This is a genomic window from Parasphingorhabdus sp. W113, assembly GCF_055693205.1.
The window spans coordinates 3,086,910-3,108,563 of the sequence record NZ_CM146328.1; the positions used below are offsets into that span (position 1 = coordinate 3,086,910).

General features: G+C 59.2%; 23 protein-coding genes. 6 read left to right on the top strand and 17 right to left on the bottom strand.

Annotated elements, in window-relative coordinates:
* Nucleotides 1–4 precede the first annotated feature (4 nt).
* Both ACZ1GS_RS14920 and ACZ1GS_RS14925 read left to right on the top strand, forming a co-directional pair.
* On the top strand, nucleotides 5–367 hold the full coding sequence (locus tag ACZ1GS_RS14920; RefSeq protein WP_472695958.1) for a YybH family protein: 363 nt from the start codon (nucleotides 5–7) through the stop codon (nucleotides 365–367).
* Complete coding sequence (locus ACZ1GS_RS14925) at nucleotides 368–520, top strand: hypothetical protein (protein WP_472695959.1); 153 nt, start codon at nucleotides 368–370, stop codon at nucleotides 518–520.
* Here the strand turns inward: ACZ1GS_RS14925 and ACZ1GS_RS14930 are convergent.
* From ACZ1GS_RS14930 to ACZ1GS_RS14975, 10 genes are read right to left on the bottom strand one after another with little or no spacing between them, the layout of a single operon-like run.
* Nucleotides 517–1,419, bottom strand: coding sequence for a VOC family protein (locus ACZ1GS_RS14930; protein ID WP_472695960.1), 903 nt, complete (start codon nucleotides 1,417–1,419; stop codon nucleotides 517–519). The genes ACZ1GS_RS14925 and ACZ1GS_RS14930 overlap by 4 nt on opposite strands.
* A 43-nt stretch (nucleotides 1,420–1,462) precedes the next feature.
* Entirely contained in the window at nucleotides 1,463–2,227 is a 765-nt protein-coding gene (locus ACZ1GS_RS14935) for an enoyl-CoA hydratase/isomerase family protein (protein WP_472695961.1), read from the bottom strand.
* Nucleotides 2,224–3,093 (bottom strand): polysaccharide deacetylase family protein, encoded by an 870-nt coding sequence (locus ACZ1GS_RS14940; protein ID WP_472695962.1) that lies wholly within the window; start codon nucleotides 3,091–3,093, stop codon nucleotides 2,224–2,226. Before ACZ1GS_RS14940 ends, ACZ1GS_RS14935 begins: the two co-directional genes overlap by 4 nt.
* Nucleotide 3,094: 1 nt before the next feature.
* The gene (locus ACZ1GS_RS14945) at nucleotides 3,095–3,517 is read right to left on the bottom strand and encodes a GFA family protein (RefSeq protein WP_472695963.1); all 423 of its coding nucleotides are present in this window, start codon (nucleotides 3,515–3,517) and stop codon (nucleotides 3,095–3,097) included.
* Nucleotides 3,517–4,329: an SDR family NAD(P)-dependent oxidoreductase gene (locus ACZ1GS_RS14950; protein WP_472695964.1), complete on the bottom strand. Its 813-nt coding sequence runs from the start codon at nucleotides 4,327–4,329 to the stop codon at nucleotides 3,517–3,519. The genes ACZ1GS_RS14945 and ACZ1GS_RS14950 overlap by 1 nt, the downstream gene beginning before the upstream one ends.
* Complete coding sequence (locus tag ACZ1GS_RS14955; RefSeq protein WP_472695965.1) at nucleotides 4,329–4,634, bottom strand: REDY-like protein HapK; 306 nt, start codon at nucleotides 4,632–4,634, stop codon at nucleotides 4,329–4,331. Before ACZ1GS_RS14955 ends, ACZ1GS_RS14950 begins: the two co-directional genes overlap by 1 nt.
* An 11-nt stretch (nucleotides 4,635–4,645) precedes the next feature.
* Nucleotides 4,646–5,839, bottom strand: a complete 1,194-nt coding sequence (locus ACZ1GS_RS14960) for an amidase (RefSeq protein ID WP_472695966.1) — start codon at nucleotides 5,837–5,839, stop codon at nucleotides 4,646–4,648.
* Complete coding sequence (locus tag ACZ1GS_RS14965) at nucleotides 5,836–7,197, bottom strand: phenylacetate--CoA ligase family protein (RefSeq protein WP_472695967.1); 1,362 nt, start codon at nucleotides 7,195–7,197, stop codon at nucleotides 5,836–5,838. Before ACZ1GS_RS14965 ends, ACZ1GS_RS14960 begins: the two co-directional genes overlap by 4 nt.
* Complete coding sequence (locus tag ACZ1GS_RS14970; protein WP_472695968.1) at nucleotides 7,194–8,501, bottom strand: MmgE/PrpD family protein; 1,308 nt, start codon at nucleotides 8,499–8,501, stop codon at nucleotides 7,194–7,196. Before ACZ1GS_RS14970 ends, ACZ1GS_RS14965 begins: the two co-directional genes overlap by 4 nt.
* Entirely contained in the window at nucleotides 8,498–9,727 is a 1,230-nt protein-coding gene (locus ACZ1GS_RS14975; RefSeq protein ID WP_472695969.1) for an MmgE/PrpD family protein, read from the bottom strand. The genes ACZ1GS_RS14970 and ACZ1GS_RS14975 overlap by 4 nt, the downstream gene beginning before the upstream one ends.
* A gap of 26 nt (nucleotides 9,728–9,753) precedes the next feature.
* Here ACZ1GS_RS14975 and ACZ1GS_RS14980 point away from each other — a divergent pair, with 26 nt between their 5' ends.
* Complete coding sequence (locus tag ACZ1GS_RS14980) at nucleotides 9,754–10,533, top strand: GntR family transcriptional regulator (RefSeq protein ID WP_472695970.1); 780 nt, start codon at nucleotides 9,754–9,756, stop codon at nucleotides 10,531–10,533.
* Nucleotides 10,534–10,541: 8 nt separating this feature from the next.
* Here ACZ1GS_RS14980 and ACZ1GS_RS14985 read toward each other — a convergent pair whose 3' ends face one another.
* From ACZ1GS_RS14985 to ACZ1GS_RS15005, 5 genes are read right to left on the bottom strand one after another with little or no spacing between them, the layout of a single operon-like run.
* Nucleotides 10,542–11,630: a CaiB/BaiF CoA transferase family protein gene (locus ACZ1GS_RS14985; protein ID WP_472695971.1), complete on the bottom strand. Its 1,089-nt coding sequence runs from the start codon at nucleotides 11,628–11,630 to the stop codon at nucleotides 10,542–10,544.
* A 6-nt stretch (nucleotides 11,631–11,636) separates the two neighbouring features.
* Complete coding sequence (locus tag ACZ1GS_RS14990; protein ID WP_472695972.1) at nucleotides 11,637–12,833, bottom strand: CaiB/BaiF CoA transferase family protein; 1,197 nt, start codon at nucleotides 12,831–12,833, stop codon at nucleotides 11,637–11,639.
* A complete protein-coding gene (locus ACZ1GS_RS14995) occupies nucleotides 12,830–14,008 on the bottom strand; it encodes an acyl-CoA dehydrogenase family protein (RefSeq protein ID WP_472695973.1) in 1,179 nt (392 codons plus the stop codon). Before ACZ1GS_RS14995 ends, ACZ1GS_RS14990 begins: the two co-directional genes overlap by 4 nt.
* Nucleotides 14,009–14,049: 41 nt before the next feature.
* Nucleotides 14,050–14,559, bottom strand: coding sequence for a MaoC family dehydratase (locus tag ACZ1GS_RS15000; RefSeq protein ID WP_472695974.1), 510 nt, complete (start codon nucleotides 14,557–14,559; stop codon nucleotides 14,050–14,052).
* A 36-nt stretch (nucleotides 14,560–14,595) separates the two neighbouring features.
* The gene (locus ACZ1GS_RS15005; protein ID WP_472695975.1) at nucleotides 14,596–15,405 is read right to left on the bottom strand and encodes an HpcH/HpaI aldolase/citrate lyase family protein; all 810 of its coding nucleotides are present in this window, start codon (nucleotides 15,403–15,405) and stop codon (nucleotides 14,596–14,598) included.
* Between the two features lie 125 nt (nucleotides 15,406–15,530).
* Here ACZ1GS_RS15005 and ACZ1GS_RS15010 point away from each other — a divergent pair, with 125 nt between their 5' ends.
* Complete coding sequence (locus tag ACZ1GS_RS15010) at nucleotides 15,531–16,439, top strand: DUF1838 family protein (protein ID WP_472695976.1); 909 nt, start codon at nucleotides 15,531–15,533, stop codon at nucleotides 16,437–16,439.
* 58 nt (nucleotides 16,440–16,497) lie between these two features.
* Here the strand turns inward: ACZ1GS_RS15010 and ACZ1GS_RS15015 are convergent, their stop codons facing one another.
* Together ACZ1GS_RS15015 and ACZ1GS_RS15020 are read right to left on the bottom strand one after the other, a co-directional pair.
* Nucleotides 16,498–17,184 carry a hypothetical protein gene (locus ACZ1GS_RS15015; protein WP_472695977.1) on the bottom strand — a complete coding sequence of 229 codons (687 nt, stop codon included), beginning with the start codon at nucleotides 17,182–17,184 and terminating at the stop codon, nucleotides 16,498–16,500.
* A gap of 71 nt (nucleotides 17,185–17,255) precedes the next feature.
* Nucleotides 17,256–17,738: a hypothetical protein gene (locus ACZ1GS_RS15020; protein ID WP_472695978.1), complete on the bottom strand. Its 483-nt coding sequence runs from the start codon at nucleotides 17,736–17,738 to the stop codon at nucleotides 17,256–17,258.
* Nucleotides 17,739–17,877: 139 nt separating this feature from the next.
* Between ACZ1GS_RS15020 and ACZ1GS_RS15025 the strand changes: the two genes are divergently transcribed.
* Complete coding sequence (locus ACZ1GS_RS15025; RefSeq protein WP_472695979.1) at nucleotides 17,878–18,867, top strand: LysR family transcriptional regulator; 990 nt, start codon at nucleotides 17,878–17,880, stop codon at nucleotides 18,865–18,867.
* A gap of 171 nt (nucleotides 18,868–19,038) precedes the next feature.
* Complete coding sequence (locus ACZ1GS_RS15030) at nucleotides 19,039–21,540, top strand: TonB-dependent receptor (RefSeq protein ID WP_472695980.1); 2,502 nt, start codon at nucleotides 19,039–19,041, stop codon at nucleotides 21,538–21,540.
* Nucleotides 21,541–21,654 lie beyond the last annotated feature (114 nt).

Here is a 21,654-nt window from a genome sequence, read left to right on the forward strand (position 1 = left end):
CGACATGAAAATTATCACCGGCGGGATCGCCGCTATCGCTTTAGCCACCGTGCCGCTGGTCGCTGGTGCGGCACCCGCGCGCGCCGATCATCATGCGGCCCAAGCGGCGAGCGATACCGCCCAGATCGAAGCCTGGGGCCGCCACTGGAAACGCTTTTTCGAAGCCGGCGATACGGCCAGCCTGCGGGCGATGTATGAGCCGGATGCGGTGCTGATGGCGCATGGCTCCGAACCGCAGATCGGGGTCGACGCCATTCTCGCGTTTCTCGGCCGCAACAAGGCGGTCGGCAATCGGGTGCGGATCGACTTTGCCAATGAAGATATCACCATCGATCGCGACCGCGCCTATCTGACCGCCAAATACTGAATGACCATCACCCCCGCCAGTGGCGCCGTTATCGACGTGATGGGCCGGTCTTTTCTGGTCTACAAGAAGGGCGCCGATGGCACCTGGCGGTTGTGGCGCGACATGGACAATCAGGCGCCGGACCTGCGGACCGAGGACCGGCCGGCCGGCTAGCCGATTTCAACCAGTTCCAGCAGCTCACCGGCGAGGCCCAGAGTCGTCGCAGAGCGCCGTCCGAGATAGGGGGCCGCCGCCCGCGTTTGGGGCGCGGCAATCCATGACGCCGCGACCGCATCAAGATCCTTCACCGCCAGCGTGACCAGCGCATTGCCCGGCGGCAACCGGCCAGCATTGCGGGGCCGTTCGCTGGCTTCAGCGGGATAATCATCCACTTCGACAATCGGCAACCGGTCATTCTGGACCATGGTCAGGTCTGACACCGTGCCCGCCGGCTTGCCAAAGGCTTCGTTGATCATGCTATATTCCAGCGTATAGGTATCACCGACCGTCAGGTGCAGCATATCGCGATACCAAGCCACGGTCTGTTCGCGGTCGGGCGTGGCCAGAATGACGATAAAGATATGATCGGTCAGCGCCCGGGCCTTGGGCAGATCGCTGGATGGCGTGTCTTCGCGTACTTCGTTGAGATAGACCATTTCGCGGCCGGTGCCGAGCACCTGCATCGGCACGAAAAACGGCAGGCCCTCGAGTTCCTTCGGCGGTCCGATAATGTCGAAACCGCTGCCTTCCAGCCGGTCCGGCCAGCCGAACACATCCTGCACCGTCAGTTCAAAGGCGGCCCAGCCATAGGTTGTCGTCGGCTTGAAATCGGGATGATCTGCCTGTTCAACCAGCCGGATATAGCAGTCGGCATCACTGACCGGTTGCAGGACCGCCATCGGTGCCCCGACGCTATCGGGACAGTTCCAGCTCTGCGCCAGATCGGCGGACAACGGCCCCTGCGCCACGATGCGCATGCCGAGCACGTCGTGATAGTCGGCCAGCGCCGCGTCGAGATCGGGCACGGTCGCGACGCCGCCAAGTATCGAACCATGTTGCAATTTGTGAGTCATTGATCACTCCGATTATCCGGCAATGGCCGGCATTGTCTCTGGTCTAGAATTCCGGCTTTCGTTTCGCGAGAAAGGCGCTGACGCCTTCCTTGAAGTCGTCACTTTCAAACGCGGCATCGAACAGCGCCCGGGTTTCGTCATCATCATCGGCTTGCCCATCGAGGATGCGCCTGATGATCGCCTTGCTCATGATCTGGCTGTGCGAGGATACCGATGCCATGGTCATCGCGAGTTTCTCGGCCTCGACATAGGGTTCGTTGACCAGCGTCGTGACCATGCCAATCGCCAGCGCTTCCTGCGCCGACAACAGCTGACCGGTGAACAGGATTCGTTTGGCCTGTGACGGCCCGACCAGATCGACAAGCAATTTGGTATCGTGCAGCGGATAGACCAGGCCCAGTTTTGACGGCGTGATCCCGAAGCGCGCATTGGGCCCCGCCACCCGCATGTCGCAGGCCAGCGCGATGCCACAGCCGCCGCCGACACAGTCGCCATCGATAATTGCAATGGTCGGTTTCCGCGCCTGCGCCAGGTCGTGCTGCACCTTGCCGATCGCGGCCTGATTGCGCGCGCGCCAGCCGGGATCGGACGAGCCGCTGGCAAATTCCCCGATATCCGCCCCGGCACAAAAGGCGCTGTCGAGATGGCTGGCATGGACCAGCAACACCCGCACGGCATCATCGGCCATCGCGTCGGCGAGCAGCTCGGGCAGCAGCTCCCACATCGCTTGGTTGAACGCATTGCGCTTGTCCGGCCGATCGATGATCAGATGGGCGCGCTGGTCCTTTTTCTCCAGCCGCAGCGTCATGCCGGGTCCACTTCGGCGAGATGCTGCGCAATCTTGTGGCGCGTGGTGATCCAGACATCCGGCTTTGCCCGGACATGCTTAAGAAATTCTTCGAGCGCCCAGATCCGGCCGGGCCGACCAATGATCCGCAAGTGCAGGCCGAGCGACATCATCTTGGGATTGCCGGCCTCGCCTTCGCGGTAGATCTGGTCAAAATTATGCTTGGCATAGTCGAGCCAGCTCTGCGGTGTCATCGCCGGGTCGGTCCACATTTTCATGTCGTTGCTGTCGAGCTGATAGGGCACGATAGCGAGCGGCTTGTCCCGCACAGTATCGCGATCCCAGAACGGCACGTCACCGCTATAATCATCCATATGATAGGCAAACCCTTCCTCGATCAGCAACCGGCGGGTATTGTCGGTGTGGAAATAACGTGACAGCCAGCCATAAGGCCGGGTTCCCGTGGTCTTCTCGATCGACTCCACAGCCTTGCGGATAAACGCCCGCTCGGCTTCCTCATCCATCTTGAACTGATGCACCCAGCGATAGCCGTGGCTAACCGGTTCATGCCCCAATTCGGCAATGGCCTGGGCAATGTCCGGGTGGTTTTCGAGACTCATCGCCGCGACCGTCCAGCTGGCCATGATGTCATATTGCTGGAGCAATTTGACGATCCGCGGAGCGCCCGCCTTGATCCCGTAGAGATAGTTGCTTTCATTGCCGAAATTGCGGATCGGCGACTTGATATGGATGCCCAGCTCGTCGACCGGCTCCATCCCGCGATCGCCGCGCGCAATCGTCATTTCGCTGCCTTCTTCCACATTGACGACCACACTCAGCGCCATCTTGGCGCCGCCGGGCCAGTCGATCCGTTCTTCCTGCATCATTTCAATAGTCTTCCTTGATCTTGGCCGGTGTCCAGCCTTTCGCGCGACGGTCGAGGCGCGAGTCCAGTATTTCGCCGTCAAAATCCGTCGGCGCCGCTTGCGTCAGAAAAACCGCGCTTTGGTCGAGACAGTCGACACGCACGACGCCGAGCAACCGGCCTTCCATCTCGCCAACACAGGCGCCGACCACACCGCAGCGGCTGCATATCAGAAAATCGGCCGCCTTGGTGCCGAAACGGTAGCGCGAAGCCGGACCGGACAGATTGATGACGACATGGCCCTGCGGATCCGCGGTCCACGAAGCCCCGTGCTTCCGGCAAAACGAACATTGGCAGGTCCTGGCGCCAAGCTCCGCAGGCGACTTTTCGCTGCGGAAATCGAGCGCCAACGCACCGCAATGGCAAGAGCCGCCATAATGGTTCACTAATGCATTTCCTCGCCGCCAGAGACATTCAACGCTTCCCCGGTCACATAAAAGGCATCCTCGCTGGCGAGCCAGGCGCAGGCCGCGGCGGTGTCGCTCGGCAGGCCGGGCCGCCCCATCGGATTTTTCGCTGCCATATTCGCCAGATAGGCTTCGACCGATTCAAACCCGAGCAATTTCGAGAAATAGGCATTTTGTTCTGCGCCCAGAGCCGTGGTGACATGGTTGGGGCAGATTGCGTTGACGGTAATCCCGTGGGTGCCGAGTTCGACCGCGCTGGCGCGGGTCAGGCCGACCATCCCGTGTTTGGAACTGACATAAGCGGGCAGATGCGGAAAACCGGTTTTCGCCGCCTGCGAGGCAATATTGATGATCCGCCCCCCGTTACCAGCCGCGACCATCGCCTTGGCGGCAGCCTGCGTACAATAGAACGCCCCGTTCAGATTCACACCGATGACGGTGGCAAAATCCTCGGGCACAACCTCGAGCAACGGCTTCATCATGAAACCGATCCCGGCATTGTTAACGAAAATATCCACCGCACCGAAGCGATCCACCGTCTGGTCCACCAGGGACTGGCATTGCGCAGCGTCGCTGACATCGCAGGCGATATTGGCGACTTCGGCGCCGCGCCCGCGCAGCTCTTCCGCCACGCCTTCGGCCTCGCCATCAATGGTCAGGTCGGACACCACACATTGCGCGCCCTCGTCGGCGAAGCGTTGCAATATACCCTGGCCGAGTCCCTTTTCCTTGCCCGAGCCGGTGACGACAATGGTCTTGCCAGCAAATTTCGCACCCGATGCTTTGGACATCAGAGATCTTCGGTCAGGATGAAGGTGGGATTATCGGCATAGTCCTGAAACGGCGCCGCGGCGGCCTGAAAGGCGGGATCGGATACGTCGGTGACAAATTCATCGAGACCCGAAATGTCGATTATCTCGAAATATTCATAAGGCGATGGATCCTCCGACCCGAACAGGCCGGTGGCCTTGTGAACGGTGAATGACTGCACCGAGGACAAGGCACTGGCGGTCGGAATATCCCGGGTCTTCGCCCATTCTTCATATTCGCCAATATCGACGCCAGCCTTCAGGTTAAACAGGACGATGATACGCATAATATTCTCCTCTATGGCAGTTCCAGATAATGTTCGGGTCGGCGATAGCCGGACAATTTTTCATCCAGCTTGCGCGCCAGGTCAAACAGATCCGCTTCGCAGCTTTTCGCCGAGATGATTTGCAAGCCTAACGGCATCCCGTCGTCATTGAAACCGGAAGGGATGCTGATCGCCGGAAGGTCTGCAATATTGGCGAGACATGTATAATCCGCCTGATTGGCCGGAGCCGGTTCGCTCTGCGGGAAGGCGCCTTGTGGCGCAGTCGGAAGAATGCAGAATCCGTGTTTCGCAACCAGCTGCTGCATCGTGTCCGCGGTCTGCTGCAATATCCTCTGATCCTCGGCCCAATCCTCTGCCTTGCGGGCCGGACCATAGGTCAGCAATTTTCGGAAGCCCTCGGATAGCTGGCGTTGATCCTGATCGGCAAAATGCGCAGCCATGAATTTCGATGTCTTGATAAAACCGGCAAAGCGAATGCGAGACAAGGGGCTTTGCAACTGCGCAACCGCGATCGTTTCGCCCGCCCAGCGCATGATGTCGCGGAAATTCTCGATCACTTCCAGCTCGCATTCGACGCCGGTTTCCACCAGCGTTGCCAGCGATCCTGTCACCGCCTTGTCCGCCCCAAAGTCGCTGATTGTCCGCGCCGCTTTTTCGAGCAGATCGAGATTGCGCGCCAGCGGCCCGATGCAATCCAAAGATGACTCCGCCAGCTCCAGACCGACCTGACTGACGGCAGACTGAGCCGGTTTAAACCCATAAACCCCGCAATAAGCGGCCGGTATCCGAACCGATCCCATGGTGTCCGTGCCCAATGCGACATCACATAATCCGGCTGCGACGGCTGCCGCGCTGCCCCCTGATGATCCGCCCGGCGTATAGCCCGAACGATGCGGATTATAGCTTTTGCCAAACCACGGATTGTCGGTCTTGGCGCCCAAAGCCGCTTCTTCCATATTGAGCATGCCGATGATCATTGCGCCGGCGCCGCGCAATTTGGCGACGACAGCGGCGTCGGTCGCGGCGATGCGGTGACGGAAGATTTCACAGCCCGCCGTCCAGGGCAGATCCTGGACGGCAATATTGGCCTTGATACCAACGGTCACCCCGGCCAGCGCGCCGGCACCACCGTTTGCCTTGCGATCAAAATCGGTAAAGGCGTTTAACGGCTTGTTCGCCGCGTCCAGGGCATCCCAGTCGATCATAAATTGCGCTCATCGATCAGCCGGATGGGTTTCTGCCGCGTATCAATTTGCGTGTCTTTCGCGGTGTCGCCTGGCCCGACCACAGCGACGCCGACTTCGATACCAATGCCTTTGCGCAGCAGCGCCGCCAGCTCGGACTGATCGGATCCCGCGCGGCTTTCGAGTGTGACCTGCATCTCGTCGCGCCCTGCGGCACCACGCACCACATGGCAGACATATTCGCCGGTCAGATCACTGCGGTCCTCGATGATCGCACCGATTGCATGCGGAAAGATGTTGATCCCGCGCAGTTTGACCATATTGTCGCTCCGCCCCTTGAAACCGGTGATTCGCTTGAACACCATGCCGGTGGCATTGCTGTCGGTCCGTTCTTCCGTAATATCATGGGTGTTGAACCGGATACAGGGCGCGATATCGTCCTTGAACAGACAGGTGACAACAATGTCGCCAGTTTCCCCCGGGGCCACCGGTGCGCCGCTGTCGACATCGAGCAATTCGAGATATTGGGCGTCTTCCCAGACATACATGCCGTCCCGCTCCGGCCCTTCACCGGCGATCGAACCGGTGTCACCGACGCCATACCAGTCATAGGCCTTGGCGCCGTGCCAGGCCGCTTCGGTCGACGCCCGGTCTTCGGTGCCGAGATGGCCGATAATCATTTTGAGGTTGATCTTGTCGAACAGTTCCTCGGCGGCGGCGGTATCGGCCAGTTTGCGGATATAATCGACAAAGCCGACCATACAGGTCACGCCGAAATCGGCCATCAGATTGACCTGGTTGATCGACCGCGTTTCAATGCCGGTTCCCGCCGACAGGAACAGCGCGTTGGTATAGTGAGTGACCGCCTCCCGGATATAATGGCCGCCATTGATCATCCCATGACCATAGACTGACTGCACCACATCATCGCGGCCCAGACCCATCCAGCGATACATGCGGCCGACCAGCAAATTGGTGATTTCGCGCCCCTTGGGACCGAACATCAGCGGCTGGGGTCGGCCAGTGGTGCCCGAAGTGGTATGGAACACCACCGGTGTGTCACCACGTCCGTCAAAATCGCCATAGGGCGGATAGGCGTTGACCGACGCCATCAGGTCGGTCTTGTCATAGACCGGCAGTTTCGTGATATCGCGGAGTCCCTGAATGTCGCCGGGCTCGATGCCCTTGTCCCCCCACAGCCGCTGATAGAACGGGATCTCCCACCCGCGCGCCATCAGCTTGATAAACTGGGCGTTCTGAATGGCATGAAGCGCATCGCGTGACATCCCGGTATAGCGATCCACAAAAGCGTCCCCGACCGGATATTGATCGAGCATCTGTTTGGCATCAAAGGCTTCAAAATAGGTCGGAAAGGTCATTTGGGCTCCGTCGCATAAGCAAAAGGGTCATCGAAAAGTCTCGGGTCGCAATCGGGCTGCGCGAGACTGCGCGCGAGATCGCGTTTGGACTGGGTTTGTGCAGCGCTCATCGGCGCCGTGGGGCTACCGAGATTGTCGCGGATGATCTGCACGATTTCCTGGCCATCGGTCAGGCGCACGGTCAGCGTCTGCGGTGCAAGCGCGTTATGATCGGGATTGTCATCAACCCGGACAACAACCTTTTTGCCCAGCCGCGCCAGCGCCGGATTGGCAAATTCAGCGGCGGTGAAACAGCGCGGGTCGATAATCCGGTCCCGCAGCATCAACGGCACCAGAAAGGCGAGGCAGAGACGGGCATAGCTCGGCGACATGGCGCTGTCATAGGGGCGTCCAACCAGCCGGTGGATCAGCGGCGGCGCCGCCACATCAACCGACTCGACGCTGGCCGGGTCAAGCGTCCCATCGCGCAGCCGATCATCGAGCGCCCCCAGGATGCCATGGCTCGCCCGGCCGGACGGGAAGGGTTTAATACTGACCTGTTCGATCAGCCAGCGCGATCCGATGCCGTCGGTATAGGCAGACAGCGTGCCCGGTTCGATAAGCGTGAAATAGCCAAAGGGCCCTTCCAGCGCATCATGCGGACCATCCATGCCCGCGCGGGCGAGATCGACGGCGGTGATCGCCGCGCGGCTGGCATTTGCGATCTGCAGGGGCAAGGCAATAGACGCCTCGACATGCGCCTGCATCGTGCCTGCTGCTTGGGAATAAGCCAGGCCAAGAACATCAGCGAATTTTTCCGCCGGCAGTTGCTCGAGCCGGGCCACCGCGAGCGCGGCACCGATCACACCGGCTGTTGCCGGCCGGAAAAATTGCATCGCCCCGGTGGCGGCCACGCCCAGACCGCTGGCAATATCGACGCCGACGGCCAGCGCCGCGACAAACCGGTCCGCATCGCATCCGCCCATCCGGTCCGCGCTGGCCAGCAAAGCCGCGCTAACAACCGACAGGGCATGAACTACTGCCGGTTCATGAACCGCGTCCCACTCGAGGCAGTGAATGGCAAACCCGTTAAACCAGGCCGCAGACGGCGTCGGCAGCGTATCGGACAATCCCAAGGCGCGCGCCGCATCGCCGCCGCCCCATCCGCGCACCGCACTCATCATCGCCTGCGCTTCCGGAGAAGCCGCGCCGGCCGCACCGCCGGCCAGACTGTCGCCAAACAAGCGGTGCACGGCTGCCGTCGTGCTGTCCGGCAGGACATGATCGGCCGCGGCAAAATCGAGGATTTTCGCCGTCGCACTCATGTCAGCCAGTCCTGCAGCATCTGCGCAATGGCGTCGGTTTCATCGCCATTGAGCGCCAGATCCACCGCCCGATCCGCCTCTTTGCCGGCCAGGCCGCCCCAGGCGATCAGCGCTCTGGCCTTGTCGGTGATCCCCGTTTGCGACAGCGGCCGTTCGGGATCGCCGCGCGTGTCGACCAGTTCCACATTGTCACCGCCGCAAGTCACCCGCGCGCCATAATGATCGGGGTAACGCGCCGAGATATCGCCGGCCTCCGCCACCGTGACGCGGCTGCGCTCCGCTGCCAGCGCAGCGATGGCATCGGGCTCGAAGTCTGCCAGCTGCGGCGCCCCGCGCGCGGCGACGACCGCCACCGCGTGCTGCAACGAGAATTTGGCGTCGATCACGCTTTGCGGATCAGGCCGATCACAGAAATCCATCGCATCGGCATAAGTCTCGACATGGATCACGCCGTCAAGCGCGCCGCGTTTTTCCTTGAGCGACAGCGCCGCATCGATCGCCGGATGGGCATGGCGGCAGGCGCCCCATGGCTTGAAGCTGACTTCGTGGATGCGCCATTGCTGCGGGAAGGTCATCGGCTTGGGATTTTCGCAGGTGGCGGCGTAAAGACCCTGTGGCCCTTCGAGAATGTAGCGGGGGCCGACGGCACCGTCTTGGGCTGCCATGCTCGCTTCCACGCCGGTCCTATGCGCGTGCGCGATATGCCATTGTTTGGCGTCCGACTGTTCATGGCGCATCTGCCAGAGACCACCTGCCACGCTACCGGCCAGACCCATCGCGTTGGTCATCCTATCGCGATCAACCCCGCCGTCCCCCAGACCGGTAATCGCGGCCCCGAACAGACCCGCGGTCGCGCTGTTGTGGTAAAAGCCATAATGGCGGTCATCGAACGTGGATCCGATCGCGATAATCGCTTCGTAACCGCGTATCGCGGCATTGAGGAAAGCCGGCAGCGGCCCCGGTGACGTTTCCAAGGCTGGCCAGATGACCGGCCCGGGGTGCAGGATCGCAGAGCGATGGACATCATCCATCTCCAACACATTGCCGAGCCACGCCGTGCGGCTGCTATACGCCCCCAGTTTCTTCTGCGCAGGTCCGGACTTGCGCGCACCCGCCACGCAGCCGAGCCAGTCCAGCAGATGCAACCGCGCCCGCTGCCGGGTCGCGTCATCAACCGGGCGCATCAGATGTCCGGACAATTTCTCGGTCAGGCTCTCTTGCGTCATAGCGGCACCCGTCCTAAGACGAAGCCATGCCCGGGAAACAGAATCTGGCGGCCAAGACGCCTGCACAATCCAAGACCGCCGCGAAGAAAAAGCCGCGCTATCTGGAGCTGGCCGACGAACTGCGTGAAGCGGTGTTGCGCGGCGACTATTCCGATCCCGGTGATTTTCCGACCGAATCCACGCTGTGCAAGAAATATGATGTCAGCCGTTTCACGGTTCGCGAAGCGCTGCGCAAGCTGACCTCCGAAGGGTTGATCACCCGCAAGCGGGGATCGGGCACGGTGGTTCAGCCCGCGACCGCCCGCGCCGGTGCGCTGCATCAACCGCTGAGCAATGTCGGTGAAATTCTGCAATATGCGCGCGATACCACGATCAGCTTTGAGCAGCTGAAGCCGTCGGTCATTCCGACCGATGTCGCCGAACAGATCGGATCGACGGCGGATGGCCAGTGGTTTGCCTTTCGCGGCAACCGCATGAAAGCCGGACGCAAGCGGCCGATCGCGGTCACCGAAGCCTGGGTGCATCCCGATCTCGCCGACGCGGTCGCGCAGATTGATGTCAATGCGACCACCTTGTTCGGCCAGATTGAAACGCTCGGCAAAGTCAGCGTCACCCGCGTCACCCAGGATATCCAAGCGATCAAGGGCACCAAGACCATCCTGACCGCGCTGGGTCTTGAAAAGGGCGATCCGGTCTTGCGCATATTGCGCTGCTATTTTGATCAGAGCGACCGGATGTTCGAGATTTCGGCGAGCTATCACCCCGGCGAACGCTTTGCCTATTCGATGCATATCGAGGTCGACTGAACCGGCCATTATTCAGGCTTTTCCAGAAGCGGTGCATCGCCCGCCTGCCAGTCCTGTTCCGACGCAAAACGGAACGAGGGGCCGATCTGATGCGATCCGTGCGCCTCGATAAGCAGCCCCCGTTCGCGCAGAAAATCCTGATCCAGCGCTTCGCGAAAATCCAGCACCGGCGAAAAAGCGACATCCTTGTCGGCAAACCATTGCACCCACTCATCGCGGGTCCTGGAGAGAAAAGTCTCGCGCAGAAAGGCGATCAGCGGCTGTTGCGCGGGGCCTGCTTCGGCTTCGGCCAAGGGGATCAGATCGGCCCGGTCCAGCGCGGATAACAGATTGCGCGCAAATTTCACTTCCCGCCCGCCGAGAACGACATATTGGTTATCTTTGGTCCGGTAGACATTGTAGAAGCCTGCGCCGCCGAGGGAGCGTTGCGACTGGGAATGGGGCGACGGCCCGCCGGCGATCGCCGACCCGGCAATATGAGCACACCAGGGCAGCATGGAATCGAACATGGCGATGTCGACATAATCGCCCTTGCCGGTCTGGTCCCGGCCGATCAGCGCCATCAGGACGGCGGACAATCCATTGAGACCTGCGGCCATATCAGCGGAAGGCACGCCCGGCACAACCGGCGCGCCGTCGCTGCCATCATTGACCGACAGAAATCCGGCGAGCGCCTGCACCGCCATGTCATGAGCGGGATGGTGCGCCATCGCGCCTTCCTGACCAAAGGCCGAAATCGAGCAATAGACAATTTTCGGATTTCGCGCGGAAACCGCGTCATAATCATAGCCCAGCCGTTTCATCACGCCGGGACGAAAGCCCTCGATCATGACATCGGCATCGGCGAGCAGATCCCAGAGTTGCGCCCGCCCTGCCTCCGACTTCAGATCGAGCGCGATGGCCTGCTTGCCGCGATTGAGATTGCGAAACCAGACCGATTGCCCGGCTTCCATCGGCTCCATGCCACGCGCCGGGTCGCCAGCTGGCGGTTCGACCTTAATCACATCGGCGCCATGGTCGGCCATCATCATGCTGAGCATCGGCCCGGGCAGGAAAAGCGAGAGGTCTACAACCTTGATACCGGACAGTTTAGCCATGCCTGTTCAGACCACACCCTTTGCCTTCAATGCGTCAATCGCATCGCTGTCATAGCCGGCTTCCGCCAATATGGCATCGCTATCCGCACCCAATAGCGGTCCCGCCCGGTTCGGGAGCCGTTCGCCATCCAGCTTGATCGGACTGGACAAGACGTTCATGTCCGGCCGGTCGGGATGGCTGATCGTGTCGCGCATGCCGATCGTTTCCAGCCACGGATTGTCGAGCGCCTGATCGAGATCATAAATCGGGGCGATCGGCATCAGGCCCTGCAGCTTTTCCAGCCAGTGCACGACGGGCTCGGCGCCAAAAATTCGATCCAGTATATCGGACAGCGCGGCGCGATTGTCGAGCCGGTTGGCCGGGGTGTCGAACCGCGGATCGGTGATCAGTTCGGGATGGCCAATCTGGTCGCATAATATCGTCCAGAATTTCGGCAATTGGGCCATCACGAACATCCAGCCGTCAGCCGCCTTGAACATCTGGCTGGGGGTGGCGGACGGATGCGCGCCGCGCGGCGCGCGACCGGTCGCATCGGCTTCGTTCATATACCACAATGCCGGATAGCTGGTCTGGTGGATTGCCGCAGACAGCAGATCGACATCGACATCGCACCCTTTGCCGGTGCGCTGCGCGTCGAGCAAGGCCGCGAGCAATCCGACGGCGGCCATTGTGCCGGTCATGAAATCGACCATCGACAATCCAAACCGGACCGGAGGTCCGTCAGGCTCGCCGGTCAGCGAGCAAAACCCGGCTTCGGCCTGCATCAGATAGTCATAGCCCGGCCATTTTGACCGCTCATTGCCGCGCCCGTAAGCCGAGATATGGGCACAGACAATCGCCGGATTCACCGCTTTCAAAGCCTCATAGTTCAGGCCGATCTTGTCCGGCACATCGCCGCGCAGATTATTGGCCATGACATGCGAATCCTTGGCCAGCCGGTGCAACACATCCTGACCCTCGCTGGTCCTCAGATCGAGAGTCAGCGAGCGCTTGTTGAGATTGAAGCTCTGGAAATAGAGGCTTTCCTGCTCACGCAGCCAATGGGGGCCGACATGACGCGCCGTATCGCCGCCTCTGGGAGGCTCGATCTTGATGACCTCCGCGCCCAGCTGCGCGAGAAACATGGTGCCGTAAGGGCCGGCGCCATATTGTTCCGCAGAAAGGACGCGAAAGCCCTTTAGGGGTTGCCTCGCCTGACTCACACAGGATTCCTTTTGACCCATTGTTTGGAAATGATCATCCGCTGCATCTCGTTGGTGCCTTCGCCGATACACATCAGCAAGGAATCCCGATAATAGCGTTCAATCTCATATTCCTTCGAATAGGCATAACCGCCATGCACGCGCATCGATTCCTCGGAATTGCGCACCGCCGCTTCGGAGGCGAAATATTTCGCCATGCCCGCCTCGAGATCACAGCGTTCGCCGCGATCATAAGCCTCTGCGGCATCCAGCGTCAGCAAGCGCGCCGCTCGGGCCCGGGTGACCATTTCGCCCAGTTTGAGCTGGATCGCCTGATGGTCAGCAATCGGTTTGCCCATGGTCTCGCGCAACTGCGCATATTCCGTCGCCAGCCGCAGCGACCCTTCCGCCAGACCGACACCGCGGGCAGCGACGTTGATCCGGCCGAGTTCGAGACCACCCGTGGCCTGGAAAAACCCTTGCCCCTCGACGCCACCGATCAGATTTTCGGCCGGAATCCGGTAATTGTCAAAAACCAGCTCGGCACTGTCAATCGCGTTATAGCCCAGCTTCTTGAACTTCTTGCCGACGGTGAACCCCTCGCCTTTCGGCGCGATCATCAGGCTCATGCCCTTATAGCGGGGGTCCGCCTTGGGGTCGGTTTTCACCAGCAGCGCAAAACAACTGCCATTGATACCATTGGAGATCCACGTCTTGGTGCCATTGATGACATAATCGTCGCCATCTCTAACCGCGGTCGTCCGAATAGCCTGCAAGTCGGTTCCCGCATTGGGCTCGGTCAAGGCCAGGCCACCGCGGATTTCGCCGGAGGCAAATTTCGGCAGCCATTTGGCTTTCTGTTCCGCAGTGCCGAACCGTTCCACGGCGCAAGCCATGATCAGGTGGGAATTGAAAATGCCGGTAATCGCCATCCAGTGCGACGCAATTTCGGCAACAATCTTGGCGTAGCTGGTGGCCGGCAGACCAAGGCCGCCATATTCCTGCCCGATCGTGGCGCCGAACAAACCCATATCGGCCATTTCGCCAACCAGCTGTTCGGGCCATTTGTCCTCGTGATCATGTTCCATCACCACCGGCTTGACCGACCGGTCGATCCATTTCTGGATCGCATCCATAAACGCTTGTTCTTCTTCTGCATCAATCGGTTGATTGTGGTTTTCTGCAGCCGTAGCCATTGTCGTTGCTCCTGAATATTACGAATCGGAATGATATCCGTTCAGTCGTCCGCGCCACCAAATCCGCGCTTCCAGATCAGCATGGTGCGTTCAAATGTGCACACAATCTTGCCGTCCTGATTTTTGCCAATCGTTTTCACCGTCACGATGCCTTGCTCGGGCCGTGATGATGATTCTCTCTTTTCCAGCACTTCGCTCTCGGCATAAAGCGTGTCCCCCGGAAACAGCGGGTGAGTGAGCCGGATCTTGTCCCAGCCGAGATTGGCCACCGCTTTCTGGCTGGTATCCGAGACGCTCATGCCGACCATCAGCGCGACCGTGAGCGGCGAACAGACCAGTGGCTTGCCGAATTCGGTTTTCTTGGCGAACTCATAGTCAAAATGCGCAGGATGCGTGTTCATCGTCAGCAGGGTGAAATGCACGTTATCGGTATCGGTGATCGTGCGACCCGGACGATGTTCGTAGATATGGCCCGGCTCGAAATCTTCAAAATATCGACCGAAAGTCTCCCGAAAACGACCAGGACTGACTTCAATGACTCCATCACGCATAATGCTGTTCCTTATTGATTGATTCGCTTATGATTCTCAACTGGTAGCCAGTATGTGACGATAACGCTGCATAACCGGCGCTTCTAACATACGGCCATTGTGACTAATCGCCTTGCCACCCGCCGCGTCGAAAGCCTGCACGGCTTCCCTGGCTTCGGCCACCTCTTCTTCGGTCGGTCGCAAGGTCTTTGCAATAGCGGCTATCTGTTTGGGGTGGATCGCCGCCTTGGCGTGAAAACCCAAAGCCCTGCATCGCGCGCATTCGTCGATCAGCCCATCGGCGTTGTTGAGATCAATATAGGGCACGTCGATCGCGGTCACACCAGCCGATGCGCAGCATAAGATAAACGCGCTCCGTGCGGCCAGCAACGGTTCCCATTCGAGTTTGGTGCCGAGCTGGGCCGAGAAATCACCACCGCCAAACATCATGCCGGTAACACCTGCGCTGGCGGCAATGGCATCGCCTTGCCGCAACCCCTGAACCGTCTCGATAAGCGGGATCAGACCGTCTACCCGGTCCCCCAACAGGCTATGCGCAATAGCAATCTCGGCCGCGCTTTCCACCATCGGCAGAAAAACCAGCGCCGGGGGATACTCGGTTTTGGCCAGTGCCAGGAGGTCGGCAAGACCAGCCGCGGTTTTCAGTCCGTTGATCCTGATCGCCATCCGGGACCGGTCACTTTGCGCGAGCGCTGCGAGCACGGATTCGCGCGCGCTGTCCTTGTGATCCGCGGGAACCGAGTCCTCGAGATCGATACAGATCAGATCTGCGCCGCTCGCAGCGGCTTTTTCGAACCGCTCCGGGCGATTGGCAGGGACAAAAAGAAAATTCGTAAAACCGGTCATATCATCCAAAAATAGCTGAGAGTGATTTTGCCCCTTCACAATTTGTCCGGACAAATCTAAAGTCAACCAGAAAGTGAAAATAATTCAAGATTATTCGGTCTTCGAACCTTAGGGAGAAACTCACGATGAAGAGCCTATTAAAACAAAGCGCAGCCGCCGCACTGGCCCTGACGATTCTCGCCAGCACGCCGGCTAACGCCCGGACGCTGGACCCGAAAAAGCCCGAAGATGCGCTGGAAATCATGAAGCGGACGCAATGTGGTGAAGCCGATGGCGTCCCCGCCGTCTATCACTGGTCGGGCAAAGTCTATTCGCGGGTGCAAGGCGAACCGGACCGCCATTTGTTCAACGGCGAGGGCATGAATATTCGCCAATGCGTGCAAATCGAGGATCCCAAACGCGGCGTCGGTTATCGCCAGGTCAGCCGCGAAGTGATGTTCTATCTCGATCCCGAGACCAATGAAGTGCTGCGGACATGGGACAATCCATGGACCGGCGAGACGGTCGATGTGATGCAAATCGCCAATGACCCGGTCAACAGCCGCCCCAACTATCCTTATAGCGCGGACGGCAAGCCCTATCAGATCTCAACCCTGCGGCGGCAGGGCAAGTGGATGTTCATGCCGTTTGAGGTTCCGCTCTTTTATCACAATGTTCTGGCCGGCGATTATCAGGACTATGTCGGCAACAAATATCACGCGATGGAGATTTTCGACTTTGCCTTCCTCGCCGACGAGATGCTCGATACCAGCAACCCGACCGCCTATCCGACGATCAGCTGGGTGCGCATTTCCGACTGGATGCCATGGATGAAAATGCGCGGACGTCAGGGACAGATGGTGTTCAACGCGATGGGCGCCAAGCTGAAAAGCTATGATGAGCTGCCCAAGGTGATCAAGGACGAGATCGCGCTCAACTATCCCGCCTATACCACGCCACCACCGGGCGATGATCCGCGCAAGAATGAAACCACCTGGACGGTGTTCAAGAAAATGATCGACGCCGAGCGGGCGGCGAAAGCGGAACAGAAATAACCGCTTTCAAACAGTTCTCCCTGGGAGGTCGGTGGCAACACCGGCCTCTTTTTTTGTTCTAGAACGGCTTGATATTGCCGAGAAACGCCGTGGCGAGCAGCAGCAGATAGACAATCCAGACCCAGATCCGGGTCTGGTCCATGGTCCGGCGCAGCGGGATTTCGGTCTCGTCGGACGACCCTTCGGCAATCAGCTTGCCGAGCTGCCCGCCAACCGGTTTGAACGCGACGTCAATCATGATCGCAGCGGCAAAGATCAATCCGAACATCAGCGCCTTGGTGGCGAGCCAGACCGGTATCAGGGGCGCGCCTTGGATCAGCGACCACAGTCCGAGGCCGAGATAGAACAGCGTCAGGCCATAACGAAACCAGGCTTCGATCTTGCGATCCCGGGCGGCGCGATCGGTCTGGTCATGGATATGGGCATCCCAGACCAGCCATAGCCAGGCCCCGCCGACCGCCCAGGACAGCGCGATCGCCCAGATCGGCAAGTCCCACCAGCCTCCGGCATCGACCATGGTGATGGTCAGCGGCACCATCAGCGCCCAGGCCGATCGCGGCACCATGTCGAGATTGACCAGCAGCTGCAGCAAGATCAGCCGCTGCGGCAGATCATATTGCTCCCGTTTGCGGAAATGCTGCCCCAGCATGAACACGCCGACATCGGCGCCCAGCCACAGGACGAACAGGATGATATGGGTAAAAACCAGCAGCTGATAGAAAGAAACACTGAACAATTCTGCCATATCCCGACACCCCGTTTATCATCACATCCGGCTTACCATCAGATATGTCCGGACAAATTGCAATGGTCTTGCTATGTCCGACCAGCCGACGGGTCGATAACCCGATGCTCATCACAGAGTGTGCGCTTGAACAATTGCCCGTCCTTGAACCAGTGCCAGGTCCGGGCGCGATGATTACCGTCGTCGCCGAGACAGATAATTTCAAAGAAATTCGCACCGGGATCATCCTTGCGATGGAGATTGAGCAAGATCAGGCCGTGGTCCGTTTCCCAGCCGCATCCCGTGAAATTATCATTGTCCCACCATAGTTTCCCGTCGCGCAACACGCCGTTCAATGTCGCGCAATATTCCCGGCCATCCGCCCATCGGAAGTGGTTTTTCTGGATATAGGCATAGGGACCATCTTGCGGGAACAGGCATTCCACCGTGGCTTCATGCTGGTCGAGCGGGCGGTTGTCGCTATCGACATGACGATAGGTCCCCGACCAGGTGCCGGCGTGCCGCAGCATGCCCGGCATGCTGTCCGCCAAAATCGACCTGCGCTGCTGTTCCACGTCCCATATCCTTGTCGTCAATGCCATTTGGAGTCCGTTAGGCGCCATGATAGGAAGCGCCCAACAACCAATATCGGCTTTCTGACAGCTACTGATTGTATGTTGCCGATCAAATAAGGCCTGTGCAAAGGACGTGATCATGAGCCAACCCGACCTCCGCCAGCGCTTTATCAAGCCATCCATGGATCCCCAGAAATTGCAGCATTTTCTCTCTGTCTATGACACCGGCAGTTTCTCCAGGGCAGCGAAAAACAATAATGTCAGTCAGCAGGCCGTGTCGAAAAGCGTCGCGAAGCTGGAAGAGAATCTCGGCGTGGAGCTGTTCCAGCGCGGCGCCTATGGGGCGGAAGCCACTCGCTTCGGCCATGCGCTGGCCCGCCGCGCCAAGGTGATCACTGCCGAAAGCCGGTTGGCGGCTGCCGAGATCAGCGCCATGCGCGGCGCCGATCGCGGCTATGTCCGGATCGGACTGGGCTGGTCGTTTCTGCCCCGCATTGCGCCGATGGTGATTGACCGGTTCAGTACAAAACAGCCGGGCGTCACGTTGAGCATCGCGTCGGGCGACACCACGTCGCTGCACGAGAAACTGCTGCGCGGCGAGGTCGAATTTGTCGCCAGCGCGCCGCCCAGAGGACAGGAAATCGACAGCGCCATCGAAACCGCAGAAATGTTCATGGACCGCGATGTGATCATGATGCGCAAGGACCATCCGCTCGCGTCCAAATCCGATGTAACGCTCGAAGACCTGGCAGCACAGACATGGTTGGTGTCCATGCAACTGCAGATCCAATGGCAGCGCGTCTGCAACGTCTTTCTCGCCGCCGGACTGTCCCCTCCAGCCAATTATGTCGACATGGATTCGGTCATTCTGGCCAAGTCCACCCTGCTGCGAACCGATTCCGTGATGCTGCTCGCCAAGGAACTTATCGCCACCGAGGCGGAAATGGGCCAATATCACATCATCGAGGACACCGAATTTCCGATCGTCCGCACCGCCTATTTTGCCACGCGGCGCAACAGTGTTCTCCAGCCCGCTGCCCAGAGCCTGAAAAACGAGCTGATCGGGGCTTGCCGTTCGGTCATCGGTATCAAGCAGTTGCGCGGAATCACTGTGGCGGAAAAACCATAGCAGCGCCAAAAATATCTCCTGGTTGTAGATACAGCACAAGTGGTTGTTGGCATTTCTCAATGACGCTTCAATAACCCTATCAGACCGGTTAGTTGTCTGGACAACTTTGCAACCGTATATAATAATGTTGTAAATTAGAGTGTGCCCCAGAGCATCTTCAGGGAGAAGACCATGATGTCGCGACAAGCAAGACTGAAAAACACCGCCATTTTTGGACTGGCGCTCAGCGCGCTGGCCAGCGTTCCGGCCCAGGCCCAGGACAGCGCGTCAGACGAAACCGCCCAGCAAGGCGGCCTGAACGTGATTGTGGTCACCGCACAGCGCCGCGAAGAAAGTGTTCAGGATATCCCCATCGCGATTTCTGCCTTCTCCGCCGAAGAACTCGAAACGCGCGGGGTATCAAACGCGCTGGAAGTCACCCAATTTGTCCCCAATCTGGTCGGCCTGAACAATACCGGGCTCGGGACCGCCAATTCCTATTTCTTGCGCGGGGTCGGCAACACGGAGTCGATTGCGACCTTCGATCCGCCCATCGGCACCTATGTCGATGACATTTACATGTCGCGCCAAAACGCCAATAACCTGTCCTTTTTTGACATTGACCGTCTCGAAGTGCTGCGCGGTCCTCAGGGCACCCTGTTTGGCCGCAACACCACCGGCGGCGCGATCAACGTTATTCTGAAAGAACCCGGTGATGAATTCGCTGGCTATGTCGAAGCCGGCTATGGCAGCTATGAGCGCTACCTGGTGCGCGCTTCAGTGGATGTTCCGCTGGCTGACAGCTTTGCGGTCAAGGTTTCCGGCTATTTTCAGGATGATGAAGGCTATGCCCTGAACACCACAACGGGAGAGCGGACCAATGAAAATGATGGCTGGGGAGTCCGGCTCGGATTCCGCGGCGAGCTGTCGGACACGGTGCGCTGGACGGGTTCCTACATCCATACCTATGCCGATTCCGGCAATGTGCTCAATTTCGACTGTGACCCGGCCAATCCAACCAATTGCAGCGGCCGGTTTGTGACCACAGGCCTGACCAAGGACGGCAATTTTAACGGCCTGCTGACCGGACCCAAAAATGATTTCGGCTTTGGCAATGAAACCGCGCTGGATTTCGTTTCCTCCAACCTTGAAATCGGCCTCGGTGATATCACGGTCAATCTGATTACCGGCTTTGTCAGCCTTGATCAGGATTTTGCCCTTGATTTTGCCGACGGTCGGGGATTGCCGAGCACAAGCTCGCCAATCCCGCCAGTCCTCGGCTATACATTTGGCGGTTTCACCATTGCCAATCAGGGCGAACACACGCAGTTCACTCAGGAAATAAAGGTCACCGGCTCTCTGGGTGACGGGCTGATCGATTTCGTCGGCGGCGTTTTCTATTTCCACGAAGACAACACCACCGATTTCGGTGATATCTTCACGCTGCCTTTCGCACCGCCACCAACCGGTTTTCCTTTTGTTCTGGCCGACCGGACGATCAAAAATACGGCTGAAGCCTGGGCGGGCTATCTGCAAGGCGACGTCAACGTGACCGATCAACTGAAGATCACCGCTGGCATCCGCTATACCGATGAGAAAAAGTCGTTCGACATTCGCGACAACCGGGCGTCCTGCAATGACGGGTCGATCGAAGCGACCTGCGTCAGCAGTGCCAATCTGGTGGCCACCAATGGTCTGGCAATTCCGAGCGATCAGGATGTCGGCATCTGGACCCCGCGATTCGCGATCAACTATGCTGCGACGGATGACATCCTGCTCTTTGCGTCCGCCACCCGCGGGTTCAAATCCGGCGGCTGGAACGCACGCGGCACGTCGGCCAGCGAACTTTTGCCCTTCGGTCCGGAACGGGCGTGGAGCTATGAGGCTGGCTTCAAGTCGGAATTTCTCGACAATCGCGTGCGGCTGAATGTGACCGCCTTCTATCTCGATATTGATGGGCTGCAAACCCCGTCGGCATTCATCCGCCAGAACGGTTCGCTGGCTTTCATCACACGGAATTTTGCGGATTATCGCAACAAGGGCATCGAGGTTGAGCTGAATACCGCGCCGGTCGACGGGCTCAATATTTTCGCATCTTTGGGTTATCAGGATGACAATTATCGCATCGACCGCGATGCACCGGCGCTGGACGCGTTCGGCGTGCAATCGGTCAACGCCCAGCAAGCGGCCTGTCAGGCCCAATTGGCCGCCGGCCAGATTCCCAACCTGTCGGGCGGCGACACGGCTGCCTCTTGCGGCGTGGGTATCGTCGCGCCGGATGGCACGATTGCGGAACCGGTCCGGACCCCGGACTGGACCATCGCAATTGGCGGCAGCTATACCGCAGAATTTGGCGGCGGCCTGTCGCTGATACCGTCGGTCAACGCCAATTGGCGCAGCAGCAGCGAAACCGGTACCAGTGAAGTGACGCTGTATGACCAGCCGATTACCGGCCTCAGCGGCACCGTTTTCCCGGCCAACACGCTGGGCAATGGCAATGTGATCACCGGGTCCTTTTCCGATGATCGCTGGATCGTCAATGCCGGCCTGACGCTGAAAAGCGACGCGGGTTGGTCAATTGCTGCCGAATGCAAAAATTGCTTCGACGAGGAAGCGGTTGAATCGACGCTGGCCAATTATAGCTATCTCAATCCGCCGCGCTCTTTCCTGATCAAAGGGCGTATCGAATTCTAAGGCCGGCCAGCCGGAGACATAACAGGGAGAAGGCGGGCCAATTTTGCCCGCCTTCTTTTTCTGGCATATAGGAAAATTCGCGCTATAGAAAATATGTCCGGACAAATTTTAGAA

Coding starts and splice junctions, on each gene's coding strand:
- ACZ1GS_RS14920 (WP_472695958.1), top strand. CDS start 5: ATGAAAATTATCACCGGCGGGATCGCCGCTATCGCTTTAGCCACCGTG.
- ACZ1GS_RS14925 (WP_472695959.1), top strand. CDS start 368: ATGACCATCACCCCCGCCAGTGGCGCCGTTATCGACGTGATGGGCCGG.
- ACZ1GS_RS14930 (WP_472695960.1), bottom strand. CDS start 1,419: ATGACTCACAAATTGCAACATGGTTCGATACTTGGCGGCGTCGCGACC.
- ACZ1GS_RS14935 (WP_472695961.1), bottom strand. CDS start 2,227: ATGACGCTGCGGCTGGAGAAAAAGGACCAGCGCGCCCATCTGATCATC.
- ACZ1GS_RS14940 (WP_472695962.1), bottom strand. CDS start 3,093: ATGATGCAGGAAGAACGGATCGACTGGCCCGGCGGCGCCAAGATGGCG.
- ACZ1GS_RS14950 (WP_472695964.1), bottom strand. CDS start 4,329: ATGTCCAAAGCATCGGGTGCGAAATTTGCTGGCAAGACCATTGTCGTC.
- ACZ1GS_RS14955 (WP_472695965.1), bottom strand. CDS start 4,634: ATGCGTATCATCGTCCTGTTTAACCTGAAGGCTGGCGTCGATATTGGC.
- ACZ1GS_RS14960 (WP_472695966.1), bottom strand. CDS start 5,839: ATGATCGACTGGGATGCCCTGGACGCGGCGAACAAGCCGTTAAACGCC.
- ACZ1GS_RS14965 (WP_472695967.1), bottom strand. CDS start 7,197: ATGACCTTTCCGACCTATTTTGAAGCCTTTGATGCCAAACAGATGCTC.
- ACZ1GS_RS14970 (WP_472695968.1), bottom strand. CDS start 8,501: ATGAGTGCGACGGCGAAAATCCTCGATTTTGCCGCGGCCGATCATGTC.
- ACZ1GS_RS14975 (WP_472695969.1), bottom strand. CDS start 9,727: ATGACGCAAGAGAGCCTGACCGAGAAATTGTCCGGACATCTGATGCGC.
- ACZ1GS_RS14980 (WP_472695970.1), top strand. CDS start 9,754: ATGCCCGGGAAACAGAATCTGGCGGCCAAGACGCCTGCACAATCCAAG.
- ACZ1GS_RS14985 (WP_472695971.1), bottom strand. CDS start 11,630: ATGGCTAAACTGTCCGGTATCAAGGTTGTAGACCTCTCGCTTTTCCTG.
- ACZ1GS_RS14995 (WP_472695973.1), bottom strand. CDS start 14,008: ATGGCTACGGCTGCAGAAAACCACAATCAACCGATTGATGCAGAAGAA.
- ACZ1GS_RS15000 (WP_472695974.1), bottom strand. CDS start 14,559: ATGCGTGATGGAGTCATTGAAGTCAGTCCTGGTCGTTTTCGGGAGACT.
- ACZ1GS_RS15005 (WP_472695975.1), bottom strand. CDS start 15,405: ATGACCGGTTTTACGAATTTTCTTTTTGTCCCTGCCAATCGCCCGGAG.
- ACZ1GS_RS15010 (WP_472695976.1), top strand. CDS start 15,531: ATGAAGAGCCTATTAAAACAAAGCGCAGCCGCCGCACTGGCCCTGACG.
- ACZ1GS_RS15015 (WP_472695977.1), bottom strand. CDS start 17,184: ATGGCAGAATTGTTCAGTGTTTCTTTCTATCAGCTGCTGGTTTTTACC.
- ACZ1GS_RS15025 (WP_472695979.1), top strand. CDS start 17,878: ATGAGCCAACCCGACCTCCGCCAGCGCTTTATCAAGCCATCCATGGAT.
- ACZ1GS_RS15030 (WP_472695980.1), top strand. CDS start 19,039: ATGATGTCGCGACAAGCAAGACTGAAAAACACCGCCATTTTTGGACTG.